This window comes from Pseudomonas sp. TE6288 (assembly GCF_054062095.1).
In genome coordinates, this window is sequence record NZ_JBSSEW010000043.1 from 1 (window position 1) to 15331 (window position 15331).

Below are 15331 nucleotides of genomic sequence, written 5' to 3' on the forward strand. Positions count from 1 at the left end.
CCCTCGGTTGTTTTGGTTGTTCCCGGCGGGGGCCCCCCCGCCCCCCCCGTTCCTCCCCCCCGCCCCCCCCCCCCCCCCGCCGCCCCCGCGCCCCCCCCGGCGCCGGGATCTCCATTGGCGAAAAGGGCGACGATTCCCGTATGACCTGATCAACAGAGAGACATCCTCATGTCCAAGGACCAACCCGCCTCCGTGCAACCGGCGCGCCGGGCGTTCCTGCGCCAATCCCTGACCCTGATCCCGGTGGCGACCCTCGCCAGCACGGGACTGGGCGGTGCAGTGCTCGCCGACAGTGCCACCCCGGCAGCCGCCGAACCGGCCCGGCCGGTTACCGCGCGCGCCTACCAGCCGACCTTCTTCACCCAGGAGGAGTGGGCCTTCGTCAGCGCCGCCGTGGCCGTGCTCATACCCACTGATGCCCTGGGCGCGGGCGCGGCCGATGCCGGCGTACCCGAGTTCATCGACCGCCAGCTCAACACCCGCTACGGCAGTGGCGGGCTGTGGTACATGCAGGGGCCATTCCACCCCGACGCCCCCAGCGAGCTGGGCTACCAGCTCAAGCTCAACCCCCAGGAGATCTACCGGCTGGGCATCGCCGAGACCGACGCCTGGTGCAAGGCGCAGTTCGGCAAGGCGTTCGCCCAGCTCGGTCTTGCGCACCAGCAGCAGGTACTGGAAGCCCTGGACGGCGGCACGGCGACGTTTGCCTCGTTGCCGGCGGCCACCTTCTTCAACATGCTCTGGCTCAACACCCGCGAAGGCTTTTTCAGCGACCCGCTGCACGGCGGCAACCAGGGGTTGGTCGGCTGGAAGCTGGTGGGCTTCCCCGGCGCCCGCGCCGATTTCATGGACTGGGTGGAGCGCGACGAGCGTTATCCGTTCCCGCCGGTCTCCATCAGCGGCGAGCGGGGTTGAAGCATGAGCCAGATGAAAAAAGTCGATGTGGTCATCGTCGGGTTCGGCTGGGCCGGGGCAATCATGGCCAAGGAGCTGACAGAGGCCGGCCTGCAGGTGGTTGCCCTAGAGCGAGGCCCGGCCCGGGATACCTACCCGGACGGCGTCTACCCGCAGACCATGGACGAGCTGACCTACAACTCGCGCAAGAAGCTGTTCATGGACATCTCCCGCGAGACCGTGACCCTGCGCCACAGCGTCAACGACGTGGCCGTGCCGTATCGCCAGTTCGGCGCCTTCCTGCCCGGCACCGGCACGGGTGGGGCGGGGCTGCACTGGTCCGGCGTGCATTTTCGCGTCGACCCGGTTGAGCTGCGCCTGCGCAGCCACTATGAGGAGCGCTACGGCAAGGCCTTCATCCCTGAAGGCATGACCATCCAGGACTTCGGCGTGAGCTACGAAGAGCTGGAGCCATACTTCGATTTCGCCGAGAAAGTGTTCGGCACCTCCGGCACGGCCTGGTCGATCAAGGGCCAGGTGGTGGGCCGCGACAAGGGCGGCAACCCGTTCGCCGCCGACCGCTCCAGCGACTTCCCGCTGGTGGCGCAGAAGAACACCGTGTCGGCACAACTGTTCGAGAAGGCCGCCCGTGAAGTCGGTTATCACCCCTACAACCTGCCGTCGGCCAACACCTCCGGGCCGTACACCAACCCCTACGGCGCGCAGATGGGGCCGTGCAACTTCTGCGGTTATTGCAGCGGCTATGCCTGCTACATGTACTCCAAGGCCTCGCCCAACGTGAACATCCTGCCGGCCCTGCGCCAGGTGCCCAACTTCGAGTTGCGCAACAACGCCCATGTGCTGCGGGTCAACCTGACCGAGGACAAACGCCTGGCCACCGGCGTGACCTATGTCGACAGCCAGGGGCGCGAGGTCGAGCAAGCGGCCGACCTGGTGATCCTCGGTGCCTTCCAGTACAACAATGTGCGCCTGATGCTGCTCTCGGGCATCGGCAAGCCTTACGATCCGGTCAGCAACCAGGGGGTGGTGGGGCGCAATTTTGCCTACCAGAACATCTCCACCGTGACCGCGTTCTTCGACCGCGACAGCCACCACACCAACCCCTTCATCGGTGCCGGCGGCAACGGTGTGGCGGTGGACGATTTCAACGCCGACAACTTCGACCATGGCCCCCACGGTTTCGTCGGCGGCTCGCCGTTCTGGGTCAACCAGGCGGGCGCCAAGCCTATCTCTGGCACCAAGGTGCCGCCGGGCACGCCGAAATGGGGCAGCGCCTGGAAGGCCGCGGTGGCCGACAGCTACCGGCACATGCTGTCGATGGACGCCCACGGCGCGCACCAGTCCTACCGCGACAACTACCTCGACCTGGACCCGGTGTACAAGGACGCCTACGGCCAGCCGTTGCTGCGCATGACCTTCGACTGGAAGGACAACGACGTGAAGATGAACCGCTTCATGGTCGAGCGCATGGGCAAGATCGCCGAGGCCATGGGGCCCAAGGCGATCAGCGCGGGGAAAAAGGCCTTCGGCCAGCACTTCGATGCCTCCACCTACCAGACCACCCACCTCAATGGCGGCGCAATCATGGGCACCGACCCGAAGACCAGCGCGCTCAATCGCTACCTGCAATGCTGGGACGTGCACAACGTGTTCGTGCCTGGCGCCTCGGCCTTCCCCCAGGGCCTGGGCTACAACCCCACCGGGCTGGTGGCGGCGTTGACCTACTGGTCGGCGCGGGCGATCCGCGAACGCTACCTGAAGAACCCCGGCCCACTGGTGCAGGCATGAGGAGGCCGGTCATGAAACTCAAGACACTGTTCATCGCCATGCTCGGCCTGGGGGCGAGCACCTTGCTGCATGCCGCCGACGGCGTCGATCCCGCCTTGGTCAAGCAGGGCGAGTACCTGGCCCGTGCCGGCGACTGCGTGGCCTGCCACACCGCCAAGGGCGGCAAGCCCTTCGCCGGCGGGCTGCCGATGGAGACGCCAATCGGCACCCTCTATTCGACCAACATCACCCCGCACGTCAGCGGCATCGGCCAGTACCGCTACGAAGACTTCGAGCGCGCCGTGCGCCAGGGCATCGGCAAGGATGGCAGTACGCTGTATCCGGCCATGCCATACCCGTCCTATGCCCGGGTCAGCGATCAGGACATGCAGGCGCTGTATGCCTACTTCATGCATGGCGTGCAGCCGGTGGCGCAGCAGAACAAGGCCAGCGACATCCCTTGGCCATTGAGCATGCGCTGGCCGCTGGCGTTCTGGCGTGGGTTGTTCGCGCCCGAGGTCAAGCCGGTCGAAGCCGCAGGGCGTGATCCGGTGGTGGCGCGGGGTGCCTACCTGGTCGAAGGGCTGGGCCATTGCGGCGCCTGTCATACGCCACGGGCGATCACCCTGCAGGAAAAGGCATTGGATACCACCGATGGCGACGCTTTCCTGGCCGGCAGCGCACCGCTCGAGGGCTGGATCGCCAAGAGCCTGCGCGGCGACCACAAGGACGGCCTGGGCAGTTGGAACGAGGCGCAGATCGTCGCCTTCCTCAAGACCGGCCGCAACGAGCGCACGGCGGTGTTCGGCGGCATGAGCGACGTGGTCGAGCACAGCATGCAGTACATGAGCGATGCCGACCTGACGGCCATTGCCCGCTACCTGAAGACCTTGCCGCCGACCAACCCGGACGACCAGCCGTTCCAGGCGGACCCCAGCGTGGCCCGGGCGCTGTGGCAAGGCAATGACGGCAAGACGGGCGCGGCGTTGTACGTGGACAACTGCGGGGCTTGCCACCGTACCGACGGCCAGGGCTATGCCCGGGTGTTCCCGGCGCTGGCGGGCAATCCGGTGGTGCAGGGGCAGGACGCCACCTCGCTGATCCACATCGTGCTGGAAGGCGCGACCCTGCCGGCCACGGCGAGCGCGCCGTCGACGTTCAGCATGCCCGGCTTCGGCTGGCGGCTGTCGGACCAGCAGGTGGCCGATGTGGTCAACTTCATTCGCAGCAGCTGGGGCAACCAGGCCGCGGCGGTGACCGCAGGGCAGGTGGCGGCGCTGCGCAAGGCGGCACCGCTGCCGCTCAAGGCGCAGACACTGATCGGCGATACCACGGGGATTGCGGAGCCTTGATCGACAGGCCTGATTGACAGGGAGGTGTTGTGGGAGGGGGCTTGTCCCGCGATGGCAGCTTGGCCAGATCGTTGGGCAAGCCCGCTCCCTCGGCTGCCGATTACGCCGCCGAATACCTCGAAACCACTTCAATATATGCTAATAAATTACATTTCATATGGCTCATAAATATTTGAATTATATGAACTATTTTTTAGCAACTGCATGTTGGGCACATTGCTCGTAGTACGTCTGCTTGATCGCCGCCGGCTTAAGCCGCGAGCGGCTGTTGTACGTCTGCTCGGTGATCCCGAACGCCGTCATGCGCATCCATGGCTTGGCGAACTTGCGTACCTGCAGCTTCTTGCGCGTGGCATACAGGGTCACCCCGGAAAGCTTGGCCTGTTGCGCCTCGGCGGCGATCTGCGCGCCCCAGCCGCACACCTGGCGATCGTTCTGGCTCAGTGCCCTGGCTTGGGCGCCAAAGGCGGTGGTGGCCAGCAGGCAGCCAGCCACGGTTGCTAGAATTACGCGCATGTTGCTGTCCTAAGCATCTGAAGGAAAACAAAGTTTGCCCGCGCTTTCGACGCCTGGGGGCCAGCAGTTTGCCGTCAGGCGATGGCCATTTGCAGTCCATCGCGGGAACGCCAGCGCAACGATTGCAGGGCCAGGGCGGCAACCCACAACACGCTGATGCCGTAGTTGAGGCGCTGGTACAGGCCGAACAGTTCACCGCCTTGCGCGGCTTTGGCCATCAGCACCACGGTGATTATCGCCAGCACCGAGCACAGCAGCGACCACCTTCCCAGCCACGGGGAGCCTGCCACGCGTTTGCCCAGCCAGATCCACAGCACGCTGGCCAGGGTCAGCGAGAGGAACATCAGCAGGCCGCTGAGGTTATGCATCTGTTGCGAGAACGACGGCTCCAGCGGCGTGCAGCCCTGGTCGCAGGGGAACCAGCCGGTACCCAGGCTTCCGACAGCGTGCAACAGCACCAGCCCGGCGCTCAACCGAGCCAGCCCCGAGTACCGCCAGCGCCGCGCCAGGCCCCAGGCGAACAGGCCGAAGAGCAACGCCAGGGGGAAGTTGTTGACCCAGGGCGAGAAGCCATGGGTCGGCGCGCCGACCGCGCCGAGCTGGCTCATGGCCTGCTGCAGATGGTCGTAGCAGGGATAGGCCAGGGCGGTCAGGCCAACGCCCGACAGCAGCCAGAGCGGGATGAGCAGGCCAGTGGCGAGCAGCAGGCGATCAAACGTCTTCATGCGGTTTCCTTCCTTGGAGAGAGCAGGTCGCAGCCTACAGCGCGGGCATGACCGATGGCCAGGCTCAATCGCCAACGAGCAGCATCACCAACAGTACGCAGGCCAGCAGCGCCAGGTAGGCCCGGGCATGCACGTGGTCGGGGATGCGCCCCAGCAACGGCGCGGCCAGGTGCATGCCCAGCCAGGCACCGACCGTCATCACCAGGGCGGCGCGCAGGTCTACCAGCCCTAGCAGGCCGGCGCCCAGGTCAGTCTGGTTGCTCGGTACCAGGGCATAGACCAGCGTGGCCGCCAGGGCCATGGGCAGCGACAGCGGATTGGCCATGGCGGTGGCGGTGCGCATGCTGGCGCCGCGGCGGCGCATCAGCGGCACGGTCATCACGCTGCCACCCACGCCGAGCAGCGCCGCCAGCGCGCCGATGGGCAGGCCGGCCAGGGTCGCGCTGGCATGGCTCATCGCAGCCCGGGCCTGCCCGCCTGTGCGGACAAAGCCCGGGCGCAGCCAGGCATCGAGCAGGCTGAGCAGCAGGTAGGCGATGAACAGCCCGCGCAGCCAGGCGCTGGTCACGTACAGGGCGGCCCAGGCGCCGAGCAGGGCCCCGACGGCAATGGCCGGCGCCAGGGGGCGCACCAGGTCCCAACGCAGGCTGCCGGCGCGGTGGTGGCGCCAGGTGGCCAGGGCGCTGCTGAAGATCATCACCGTGGCCGAGGTGGCCACGGCGATCTGCATGGCATGCTCCGCCACGGCCGTGCCGGCGCCGTGGCTGGTGAGCAGCAGGGCATAGAGCAGCGGCACGGCGAAGAACCCGCCGCCGAAGCCGAACAGCAAGGTGGTGACGCCGGCACACAGGCCGAACAGGCCAAGCAGGGGGTAGAGCATGGGAACAGCCTCAGGGCCAGGACAGGGGCTCCCAGCGTAGGCACCTGCCTCTTGGCCGGCTTGCGCCAGTTGGCCAATAATCATCGCATTACGGCCAGAGCCTGCTGTCATGCGCAATGTTCCCCTGTCCCAGATCGATGCCACCCCCCGTGCGGTACTGGCCATCGCCACTGATTATCCGCCCGACACCCTGTTGCCCAGGCATGTCCATCGCCGGGCGCAATTTCTGTATGGGATGAGCGGGCTGATGGAGGTGCTGACCGACGATGGCGCCTGGGTCATTCCACCCGGCAGCGGCGTGTGGATTCCTCCCGGCAAGCCGCATCAGGTGCGCATGCGCGGCGTGAGTACCCGCAGCCTGTACATCGAGCCGACAGCGCTGCCCCGCCCGAGCCGGCTATGCGAGGCATTGCGTGTCGAGCCGCTGCTGCACCAGCTGTTGCTGGCCAGCGCCGAGGTGCCGGCCCTGCATGATGAGGCGGGGCGCGACGGCCTGCTGCTGGGGCTGCTGCTGCACGAGCTGGGCCAGGCCGAGCGCCTGCCGCTGTTCGCGCCGATGCCGACGGAGCCACGTTTGGCGGCCCTGTGCCAGGCGTTCCTGGCGCAGCCGTTGATCCATGCCCGCGCCGAGGCCTGGGCGCGTCAACTCAACTGCAGCCCGCGCACCTTCAGCCGGCGTTTTCGCGAGCAGACCGGGCTGTCGTTCGGCCAATGGCGCCAGCAGGCCTGCCTGATGGCGGCGGTGACACGCCTGGCGGCGGGCGAGGCGGTGACGGCCATCGCCCTGGACCTGGGCTACGAGAGCCCCAGCGCATTTTCCAGCCTGTACCGCAAGGTCATGGGCCACTCGCCCTCGACGGCGCGGCAGGGCGCATGAAAACCCGCCCGGACGTATGTGATCGTACAACTGCTTGCGCTATCATCCCGCCTGTCTTCCACAACCAGACAGACAGGGCATGACAGAGCAGCAGGTACAGGCACGGACCCGGCGCAAGCCACGCAGTCTGGCCCAGGAACTGGTCACGGTGCTGACCGAGCGCATTCGCAGCGGCCAGCTCAAGCGCGGCGACAAGCTGCCCACCGAATCGCAGATCATGGCCGAGGAAGGGGTCAGCCGCACCGTGGTGCGCGAGGCGATTTCGCGGCTGCAGGCCGCAGGCCAGGTCGAGACCCGCCACGGTATCGGCACCTTTGTGCTGGACGCCCCAAGCACCGGGGGTTTTCGTATCGACCCGGCGACCATCGTCACCCTGCGCGAGGTGCTGGCGGTGCTGGAGTTGCGCATTGCCCTGGAGATCGAGTCGGCAGGCCTCGCGGCCGAGCGTCGCAGCGACGAGCAACTGGCCGGCATGCGCGCCGCGCTGGACGAGCTCAACGAGGGCGCGGCCCATGCCTCGGATGCGGTGTCGGCGGACTTCCAGTTCCACCTGCGCATCGCCCAGGCCAGCGGCAATCACTACTTCGCCGACATCATCAATCACCTGGGCACCAGCATCATCCCGCGTACCCGGCTCAACTCGGCGCGCCTGGCCCATGACGACCAGGCGCATTACATGAGCCGGTTGATGCACGAGCACGAAGCGATCTACGAGGCTATCGCCCGACGCGACAGCGAAGGCGCCAAGATGGCCATGCGCATGCACCTGAGCAACAGCCGCGAACGCCTGCGCCAGGCCCATGAAGAGGCCGAGGCGCAAAGGGACTGATCACCTTGGTAGGGGCTGCGTAGCAGCCCCAAGTGACGCTTTCAGGGCGCTCAAATCGCTTGATCGGACCACTGCCCATTCACCAGGCGCCGCACGCCCAGCGGGTTGCCGTCACGCAACGCCTCCGGCAGCAAAGCCTGCGGGTAGTTCTGGTAGCACACCGGCCGCAGGAAGCGATCGATCGCCAGCGTTCCCACCGAAGTGCCACGGGCGTCCGAGGTCGCCGGGTAAGGCCCGCCATGGACCATGGCGTCGCACACCTCGACCCCGGTCGGGTAGCCATTGACCAGGATGCGCCCGACCTTCTCTTCGAGCAGAGGCACCAGCCAGGCAAAGGCTTCGAGATCCTCCGGCTCGCCGATCAACGTGGCGGTGAGCTGGCCGCGCAGGCCGAGCAGGGCGGCGCGCAACTGTGCCTCGTCGGCAACCTCCACGGCCACCGTGGCCGGGCCGAACACTTCCTCCTGCAGCAGCGGGTCGGCCTCTGCCAGCAGGCGGGCATCGGCCTTGAACAGCTGGGCGCGGGCCTGATCGCCTTGCTGCGGCTGGCCCGCCAGATGCTGGATGCCGGCGTGGGCCTGCAGATGCTCCAGGCCGCCGACATAACTGCGCAGGCCGCCGGCATTGAGCAACGTCTGCCCGGCCTGCTGATCCAGGTGCTGGCCCAACTCGCCCAGCAGTTGGCTGAAGCCTGAGGACTGCAAGCCGATCACCATCCCGGGATTGGTGCAGAACTGGCCGGCGCCCAGGCACACCGAGCCTGCCAGTTCGCGGGCGATGGCCTCGCCGCGCTTGGCCAGGGCGCCGGGCAGGACGATCACCGGGTTGATGCTGGACATTTCGGCGAACACCGGAATCGGTTGCGGCCGCTCGGCGGCCATGCGGCACAGCGAGTCGCCGCCCTTCAGCGAGCCGGTGAAGCCGACGGCCTGGATGGCCGGGTGCTTGACCAGCCATTCGCCGACACCACCGCCGAACACCATGTTGAACACGCCCTTGGGCATGCCGGTGCGGTCAGCGGCGCGCAGGATGGCGCAGGCCACCAGGTCGGCGGTGGCCATATGGCCGCTGTGGGCCTTGAACACCACCGGGCAGCCGGCGGCCAGGGCCGCGGCAGTGTCGCCACCGGCGGTGGAGAAGGCCAGCGGGAAGTTGCTGGCACCGAACACCGCCACCGGGCCGACCCCGATGCGCATCTGGCGGATGTCCACCCGTGGCAGCGGCTGACGCTCGGGCAGCGCCAGGTCGATGCGCGCGCCGAGGTAGTCGCCGCGACGCAGCACCTGGGCGAACAGGCGCATCTGGCCGCTGGTGCGGCCGCGCTCGCCCTGGATGCGCGCGGCGGGCAGGGCGGTTTCACGGCAGACGATGGCGACGAAGTGGTCGTCGAGTTCGTCCAGTTCGGCGGCGATGGCTTCGAGGAACTCGGCGCGGCGGGCCGGGGGCAGTTGGCGGAACGCGCTGAAGGCGTCGGCGGCGGCGCGGGCGGCACGGTCGACTTCGCCCTCGGTGGCCTGGGCGAAGCTGTAGGGCAGGGCTTCGCCGCTGGTGGCGTCGAGGCTGTGCAGGCGTTGCGGGCCAAGGGCGCTGCGCTGGCCGGCGATGAAGTTGTGGCCGAGGATTTCGGGCATGGAATGCTCCTGTAGATGAATGGCTGGGTTCAGGGCACTGGGCGAGTGCTACGCACTCGTTTCGCCGGCAAGCCGGCTCCCATAGGGGGCGTGTTGTCGGCGAAGGGCCCAGGCACGCTTCGTCAGGTGATGGGGGCCGGATTGAACAGGGTGATGTCGTTGTGCAGCTGGTGTTGTTCGGCCCAGGTCTGCCTGCGGCCACTGGCCACGTCCAGGTAGTAATGGAACAGCTCCCAGCCCAGCTCCTCGATGCTCGCCCGGCCGCTGGCGATGCGCCCGGCGTCGATGTCGATGAGGTCCGGCCAGCGCTGGGCCAGCTCGCTGCGGGTGCACACCTTGACCACCGGCGCCATGGCCAGGCCATAGGGCGTGCCGCGACCAGTGGTGAACACATGCAGGTTCATCCCGGCCGCCAGCTGCAAGGTGCCGCAGACGAAGTCGCTGGCCGGGGTGGCGCAGAAGATCAGGCCCTTGCGCGTTACCCGCTCGCCGGGCCCGAGCACGCCCTGGATCGCGCCGCTGCCGGACTTGATGATCGAGCCCAGGGCTTTTTCGACGATGTTGGACAAGCCGCCTTTCTTGTTGCCCGGCGTGGTGTTGGCGCTGCGATCAGCGGCGCCCTGCTGCAGGTAGCGGTCGTACCAGTCCATTTCGCGCACCAATGCTTCGGCGACCTCCGGCGTTTCGGCGCGGGAGGTGAGCATGTAGATGGCGTCGCGCACCTCGGTAACTTCCGAGAACAGCACCGTCGCGCCGGCGCGCACCAGCAGGTCGGCGGCATAGCCCAGCGCCGGGTTGGCGGTGATGCCGGAGAAGGCGTCGCTGCCGCCGCACTGCATGCCGAGGATCAGTTCGCTGGCCGGCACGCTCTCGCGGCGGCGCTGGTCGAGCTTTTTCAGGCGGGTCTCGGCCAGGGCCATGATCTGCTCGATCATCTCGCCGAAGCCCAGCGTCGCATCCTGCAGGCGGTACAGCCACGGCTCGCTGAGGTCCACAGACGGATCGCCGTCGTGCATCACCTGGCCGGCCTGGAGCTTTTCGCAGCCCAGGCTGATGACCAGCGCCTCGCCGCCAAGATTGGGGTTGCGCGCCAGGTTGCGCACGGTGCGGATCGGGATGTAGGCGTCGCGGGCGTTGATCGCCACGCCGCAGCCGTAGCTGTGGGTGAGGGCGACCACATCGTCGACATTGGGGTAGCGGGGCAGCAGTTCGGCGCGGATACGCTTGACCGCGTGGTCGAGCACGCCGGTCACGCACTGCACGGTGGTGGTGATGCCGAGGATATTGCGGGTGCCGACGCTGCCGTCGGCGTTGCGGTAGCCCTCGAAGGTGAAGCCGTCGAGTGGCGGCAGGGCGGCGGGCACGGCGTCGCAGCGTGGCAGGCTGGCAAGCTCGGGCGCGGCCGGCATCGCCAGTTGATCTTCCTTGACCCAACTGCCCTGGCGCAGGTCGGCCAGGGCATGGCCGATGACCTGGCCATAGCGGCGCACCGCCTCGCCCTTGCGGATGTCCACGGTGGCAACCTTGTGGCTCTGCGGCACGCCCTCGACCAGGGTCAGGCCATCGGCAAAGCGCGCGCCTTCGCCCAGGCCGCCGTCGTTGACCACCACCACGACGTTGTCGTCGGGGTGCAGGCGCACGTAGCGGGGCGACTCGGAATGTTCGATCAACTGCATGGTCAGGCCCTTCTTGTCTTGTCTCTCAGGCGTGGTGCTGTCGCCAGCGCCGTTGGGCGCCGACGTGTCCGGCTTACTGGCGGGCCAGTTCGGCGTCGGGCGTAGGTTCGCGCTTGGGCGGCTCCTTGAGCTCGATGCGCTTGATCGGGCCGACGATCACCAGGTAGCTGAACACTGCCACCAGGGCGTTGGCGCCCACATACACCAGGGCCCATTTGAACGAACCGGTGGCGCTGATGATGTAGCCAATGACGATCGGCGTGGTGATCGAGGCGATGTTGCCGAAGGTGTTGAACAGCCCGCCCGACAGGCCGGCGATCTGCTTGGGCGAGGTGTCGGCGACCACCGCCCAGCCCAGGGCGCCGATGCCCTTGCCGAAGAACGCCAGGGTCATGAAGCCGACCACCATCCACTCGGCCTCGACGTAGTTGCAGAACACCATGGTGGTCGACAGCAGCAGGCCGCAGACGATCGGCAGCTTGCGCGAGAAGGTCAACGAGTTGCCGCGGCGCAGCAGCCAGTCCGACAGCACCCCGCCCAGCACCCCGCCGATGAAGCCGCATACCGCTGGCAACGAAGCGATGAAGCCGGCCTTGAGGATGGTCATGCCGCGCTCCTGCACCAGGTACACCGGGAACCAGGTGAGGAAGAAGTAGGTGATGGCGTTGATGCAGTACTGGCCGAGGTAGACGCCCAGCAGCATGCGGCTGGTCAGCAGCTGCTTGATGTAGCCCCATTTCGGGCCGTCGCCGCCGCGTTTCTGGTCCATGTCCACCAGGCCGCCGTTCTGTTCGATGTGCTCGAGCTCACTGCTGCTGATGCGTGGGTGCTGGCGCGGGTTGTAGAGGGTCTTCATCCACACCGCCGAAAACACGATACCCAGTACGCCCATGACCACGAACACATGTTCCCAGCCGAAGGTGAAGACGATCCAGCCCATGATCGGGGCGAACAGCGCGGTGGCGAAGTACTGCGCCGAGTTGAAGATCGCCGAGGCGGTGCCGCGCTCCTGGGTGGGGAACCAGGCCGCGACGATCCGCGCGTTGCCGGGGAACGACGGCGCTTCGGCGAAGCCCACCAGGAAGCGCAGGGTGAACAGCGTGACCACCGCCCAGGCCACCGGCAGCCCGCCGACGAAGCCCTGCAGCAGGGTGAACAGCGACCAGGTGAAGATGCTGAAGGCGTAGACGTTCTTCGAGCCGAAGCGGTCGAGCAGCCAGCCGCCGGGGATCTGCCCGGCCACATAGGCCCAGCCGAAGGCGGAGAAGATGTAGCCTAGGGTAACCGCGTCGATGCCCAGGTCTTTCTGCAGGCTGGAACCGGCGATGGCGATGGTTGCGCGGTCGGCGTAGTTGATGGTGGTCACCAGGAACAGCATCAACAGGATCAGGTAGCGTACATGCGTCTTTTGCGTCGCTTGCATGCTGGTTACTCCCACTCGTTATTTTTATACGGGGATCGGTTGTCGGCCGGAGCGAGTCGAACCTGCTCCGGCGGCGGCATTGGCAGGCCGCGGGGCGCTCGCTTATTGCGGGCCCATCTTGTCCATCAGCGCGGCGAGCATCTCGTACTCCTGCGCGGTGAGGTCGGTCAGCGGCGTGCGCACGGGGCCCGCGTCGTAACCGGCGAGCTTCGCCCCGGCCTTGACGATGCTCACGGCGTAACCGGCCTTGCGGTTGCGGATGTCCAGGTACGGCAGGAAGAAGTCGTCGATCAGCCTGGCCACGGTGGCGTGATCGTCGCGGGCGATGGCGTGGTAGAAGTCCATCGCGGTCTTGGGCACGAAGTTGAACACCGCCGACGAGTACACCGGCACGCCGAGCGCCTTGTACGCCGCAGCATACACCTCGGCGGTGGGCAGGCCACCCAGGTAGCTGAAACGATCGCCCAGGCGGCGACGAATCGACACCATCAGCTCGATGTCGCCCAGACCGTCCTTGTAGCCGATCAGGTTCGGGCAGCGCTCGGCCAGGCGTTCCAGCAGGTCGGCGTTCAGCCGGCAGACGTTGCGGTTGTAGACCACCACGCCGATGTTAACTGCCTTGCACACCGCCTCGACATGGGCGGCGACGCCGTCCTGGCTGGCTTCGGTGAGGTAGTGGGGCAGCAGCAGCAGGCCCTTGGCGCCCAGGCGTTCAGCCTCTTTGGCGTATTCGATGGCCTGGCGGGTCGAGCCGCCGACGCCAGCGAGGATCGGTACCGAGGTGGCGCAGGTGTCGACGGCAGTCTTGATCACCTGGCTGTACTCGCTGGCGGCCAGGGAGAAGAACTCGCCGGTGCCACCGGCGGCGAACAGCGCGCTGGCGCCATACGGGGCGAGCCATTCCAGGCGTTTGACATAGCCTGCGGGATTGAAGTCGCCGGCCGCGTCGAAGTCGGTGACGGGGAACGACAGCAGGCCGTGGGAGAGGATGGATTGCAGTTCTTGTGGATTCATTGTTGTAGGCATCCTGTGGCGCTTGGAAGGAGGAGGTACCAAGGTGAGAGGTAAGTTATCGTACAACTATTGAGATGACTAGACCCTGGACACGGAATTTTTTGGACGCACGGGACGGATGACCTCATCGCGGATGAATCCGCTCCTACAGGATCGCGCGAATCTGTAGGAGCGGATTCATCCGCGATGAGGCCAATGCAGGCGAGACGACTTTTTCAAGTCATCGTATCTCTTAAGGGAAGGAAAAAAGATCGCGGAGACAGGCACAAGCCCGCCGCCCGCTTCCACGGGAGGTGTTCTGGGACCAGCAGAGGGTGACCGTGGGAAACGGGGGCGACCTTGCGCCGCCCCGCGATCAAAGCTAACGAAGCTTCAGAGGGTCAGGCGGCCTGGTTGCGCTTGACCTGGGACTTGCGGACCTGGGCGCGGCAGGCGTCGCCGAAGGCCTGGAACATCTTGATCGAGTCGGGGTTCTTCGCCGCCTGCCACTCCGGGTGCCACTGCACCGCGAACAGGAAGGGCGAGATGCTCGGGGCGTGGATCGCCTCGACCAGGCCATCCTCGGCATGGGCGATCGGCTCGAGGCCGGCACCCAGGTTGCGCAGGCCCTGGCCGTGCAGCGAGTTGACGCGAATTTCGTCGCTACCTAGGGTGTCGCGCAGCCAGCTGCCCGGCTTGATCTTCACTCCGTGCACCTGGGCGTACTGGACCTCGACCGGATCTTCCGGGTTTTCCCGGTGGTCGTTGAAGCCTGGCTCGGCGTAGACCTTCTGGTAGATGTCGCCACCGAGGGCCACGTTGATTTCCTGCATGCCGCGGCAGATGCCGAAGATCGGCAGGCCACGCTTGATCGCCGCTTTGACCAGCGGGATATCGAACAGGTCGCGGTCCTTGTCCTGGCCCTTGCCGGGGGTCTGGTTGTCCTGGCCGTAGAGGGCCGGGTCGATGTTGCTGCCGGCACCGGTCAGGTACACGCCGTCGGCCATGTCCAGGTAGGTCTCGAGGTCTTCGACGCCGCAGCAGGTGGGCACCAGGACCGGGACACAACCGGAGAACTCGACCAGCGGGGAGATGTATTTGTGGGTCATGACCTGATAGTCATGGCCTTTGCGCTCTTGGCTGCCCATGGTCATCAGGACGACGGGTTTGCGCAGGGAAGGTTGCTTGTTGCCAATGTTGCTGTTGGACATATGTCACCTTGAGACAGGTCATGCCTGTCGTTGTTGTGCAGGCGCACGGCCGGGGCCTTGAGTGCTGCCTGAAGCCCCGAGCACTGCCGGCTCGCCCTGCAGGCGATGTCGGTCGGGGCCTGACTCATAGCTTGCCAGAGCCGTTCGATATGTCAAACGAGTGACGAAGCCTCAAGCCGCCATTTTACGGGGGCTGTAGGCCGTCGGAGCCTTGAGTGACAAGGGTTTGGCGCAAGCTAGGTCAATAATATTTAACGACGCAGTCGGCTCTTTGCACCAATGCAATGTCATGCAGGCATGCTCCGCAAGATCATTACGCTCAGCTCAGCTCAGCTCAGCTCAGCTCAGCTCAGCTCAGCTCAGCTCAGCTCAGCTCAGCTCAGCCCAGCCCAGCCCAGCCCAGCGCTTGCCCTTGCTCTTGCTTCTAAGCGCGCGATAGTCCAGGCGACACAAATTGCGACTTCAGGAGGCCGAACGGAGGGCTTGCGCAGGGAGGTGACGGGCATGGATGCCCGTCAAGCGCCGATCAGGCCATG

The 15331-nt window shown here is 66.5% G+C and carries 13 protein-coding genes; 5 read left to right on the top strand and 8 right to left on the bottom strand.

Translation table 11 applies throughout. From position 1 onward, the window contains the following. The first annotated feature begins 168 nt into the window (after nucleotides 1–168). From ACVWY1_RS25770 to ACVWY1_RS25780, 3 genes are read left to right on the top strand one after another with little or no spacing between them, the layout of a single operon-like run. Nucleotides 169–915: a gluconate 2-dehydrogenase subunit 3 family protein gene (locus tag ACVWY1_RS25770; RefSeq protein ID WP_102685241.1), complete on the top strand. Its 747-nt coding sequence runs from the start codon at nucleotides 169–171 to the stop codon at nucleotides 913–915. 12 nt (nucleotides 916–927) lie between these two features. Continuing rightward, nucleotides 928–2703 carry a GMC family oxidoreductase gene (locus ACVWY1_RS25775; protein WP_457378944.1) on the top strand — a complete coding sequence of 592 codons (1776 nt, stop codon included), beginning with the start codon at nucleotides 928–930 and terminating at the stop codon, nucleotides 2701–2703. Between the two features lie 11 nt (nucleotides 2704–2714). Further along, complete coding sequence (locus ACVWY1_RS25780) at nucleotides 2715–4034, top strand: c-type cytochrome (protein ID WP_457378938.1); 1320 nt, start codon at nucleotides 2715–2717, stop codon at nucleotides 4032–4034. Between the two features lie 186 nt (nucleotides 4035–4220). On the opposite strand, the gene ACVWY1_RS25785 is transcribed toward ACVWY1_RS25780, so the two are convergent. The 3 genes from ACVWY1_RS25785 to ACVWY1_RS25795 all read right to left on the bottom strand — a co-directional run bounded on the left by ACVWY1_RS25785 (nucleotide 4221) and on the right by ACVWY1_RS25795 (nucleotide 6155). Next, complete coding sequence (locus ACVWY1_RS25785; protein ID WP_102685238.1) at nucleotides 4221–4550, bottom strand: hypothetical protein; 330 nt, start codon at nucleotides 4548–4550, stop codon at nucleotides 4221–4223. Nucleotides 4551–4624: 74 nt separating this feature from the next. Continuing rightward, a complete protein-coding gene (locus ACVWY1_RS25790; RefSeq protein ID WP_277504466.1) occupies nucleotides 4625–5275 on the bottom strand; it encodes a DUF998 domain-containing protein in 651 nt (216 codons plus the stop codon). A gap of 64 nt (nucleotides 5276–5339) precedes the next feature. Then, nucleotides 5340–6155 carry a sulfite exporter TauE/SafE family protein gene (locus ACVWY1_RS25795; protein ID WP_102685236.1) on the bottom strand — a complete coding sequence of 272 codons (816 nt, stop codon included), beginning with the start codon at nucleotides 6153–6155 and terminating at the stop codon, nucleotides 5340–5342. 109 nt (nucleotides 6156–6264) lie between these two features. Between ACVWY1_RS25795 and ACVWY1_RS25800 the strand changes: the two genes are divergently transcribed. Both ACVWY1_RS25800 and ACVWY1_RS25805 read left to right on the top strand, forming a co-directional pair. Further along, the gene (locus ACVWY1_RS25800; protein ID WP_457378939.1) at nucleotides 6265–7032 is read left to right on the top strand and encodes an AraC family transcriptional regulator; all 768 of its coding nucleotides are present in this window, start codon (nucleotides 6265–6267) and stop codon (nucleotides 7030–7032) included. A 79-nt stretch (nucleotides 7033–7111) separates the two neighbouring features. After that, on the top strand, nucleotides 7112–7861 hold the full coding sequence (locus ACVWY1_RS25805; protein ID WP_110704040.1) for a FadR/GntR family transcriptional regulator: 750 nt from the start codon (nucleotides 7112–7114) through the stop codon (nucleotides 7859–7861). A gap of 50 nt (nucleotides 7862–7911) precedes the next feature. Here the strand turns inward: ACVWY1_RS25805 and ACVWY1_RS25810 are convergent, their stop codons facing one another. The 5 genes from ACVWY1_RS25810 to ACVWY1_RS25830 form a co-directional block, all read right to left on the bottom strand. Next, nucleotides 7912–9492 (bottom strand): aldehyde dehydrogenase (NADP(+)), encoded by a 1581-nt coding sequence (locus ACVWY1_RS25810; protein ID WP_457378940.1) that lies wholly within the window; start codon nucleotides 9490–9492, stop codon nucleotides 7912–7914. Nucleotides 9493–9614: 122 nt separating this feature from the next. After that, on the bottom strand, nucleotides 9615–11168 hold the full coding sequence (gene garD / locus ACVWY1_RS25815; protein WP_277504461.1) for a galactarate dehydratase: 1554 nt from the start codon (nucleotides 11166–11168) through the stop codon (nucleotides 9615–9617). A gap of 73 nt (nucleotides 11169–11241) precedes the next feature. After that, nucleotides 11242–12591 carry an MFS transporter gene (locus ACVWY1_RS25820; RefSeq protein ID WP_457378941.1) on the bottom strand — a complete coding sequence of 450 codons (1350 nt, stop codon included), beginning with the start codon at nucleotides 12589–12591 and terminating at the stop codon, nucleotides 11242–11244. A 102-nt stretch (nucleotides 12592–12693) separates the two neighbouring features. After that, nucleotides 12694–13605, bottom strand: a complete 912-nt coding sequence (gene kdgD / locus ACVWY1_RS25825; protein ID WP_457378942.1) for a 5-dehydro-4-deoxyglucarate dehydratase — start codon at nucleotides 13603–13605, stop codon at nucleotides 12694–12696. Nucleotides 13606–13985: 380 nt separating this feature from the next. Further along, nucleotides 13986–14795: a gamma-glutamyl-gamma-aminobutyrate hydrolase family protein gene (locus ACVWY1_RS25830; RefSeq protein ID WP_457378943.1), complete on the bottom strand. Its 810-nt coding sequence runs from the start codon at nucleotides 14793–14795 to the stop codon at nucleotides 13986–13988. Nucleotides 14796–15331 lie beyond the last annotated feature (536 nt).

What these genes read in the sequence shown, in the direction of transcription:
- ACVWY1_RS25770 (WP_102685241.1), top strand. Translation starts at nt 169, where the DNA reads ATGTCCAAGGACCAACCCGCCTCCGTGCAACCGGCGCGCCGGGCGTTC.
- ACVWY1_RS25775 (WP_457378944.1), top strand. Translation starts at nt 928, where the DNA reads ATGAAAAAAGTCGATGTGGTCATCGTCGGGTTCGGCTGGGCCGGGGCA.
- ACVWY1_RS25780 (WP_457378938.1), top strand. Translation starts at nt 2,715, where the DNA reads ATGAAACTCAAGACACTGTTCATCGCCATGCTCGGCCTGGGGGCGAGC.
- ACVWY1_RS25785 (WP_102685238.1), bottom strand. Translation starts at nt 4,550, where the DNA reads ATGCGCGTAATTCTAGCAACCGTGGCTGGCTGCCTGCTGGCCACCACC.
- ACVWY1_RS25790 (WP_277504466.1), bottom strand. Translation starts at nt 5,275, where the DNA reads ATGAAGACGTTTGATCGCCTGCTGCTCGCCACTGGCCTGCTCATCCCG.
- ACVWY1_RS25795 (WP_102685236.1), bottom strand. Translation starts at nt 6,155, where the DNA reads ATGCTCTACCCCCTGCTTGGCCTGTTCGGCCTGTGTGCCGGCGTCACC.
- ACVWY1_RS25800 (WP_457378939.1), top strand. Translation starts at nt 6,265, where the DNA reads ATGCGCAATGTTCCCCTGTCCCAGATCGATGCCACCCCCCGTGCGGTA.
- ACVWY1_RS25805 (WP_110704040.1), top strand. Translation starts at nt 7,112, where the DNA reads ATGACAGAGCAGCAGGTACAGGCACGGACCCGGCGCAAGCCACGCAGT.
- ACVWY1_RS25810 (WP_457378940.1), bottom strand. Translation starts at nt 9,492, where the DNA reads ATGCCCGAAATCCTCGGCCACAACTTCATCGCCGGCCAGCGCAGCGCC.
- garD (WP_277504461.1), bottom strand. Translation starts at nt 11,168, where the DNA reads ATGCAGTTGATCGAACATTCCGAGTCGCCCCGCTACGTGCGCCTGCAC.
- ACVWY1_RS25820 (WP_457378941.1), bottom strand. Translation starts at nt 12,591, where the DNA reads ATGCAAGCGACGCAAAAGACGCATGTACGCTACCTGATCCTGTTGATG.
- kdgD (WP_457378942.1), bottom strand. Translation starts at nt 13,605, where the DNA reads ATGAATCCACAAGAACTGCAATCCATCCTCTCCCACGGCCTGCTGTCG.
- ACVWY1_RS25830 (WP_457378943.1), bottom strand. Translation starts at nt 14,795, where the DNA reads ATGTCCAACAGCAACATTGGCAACAAGCAACCTTCCCTGCGCAAACCC.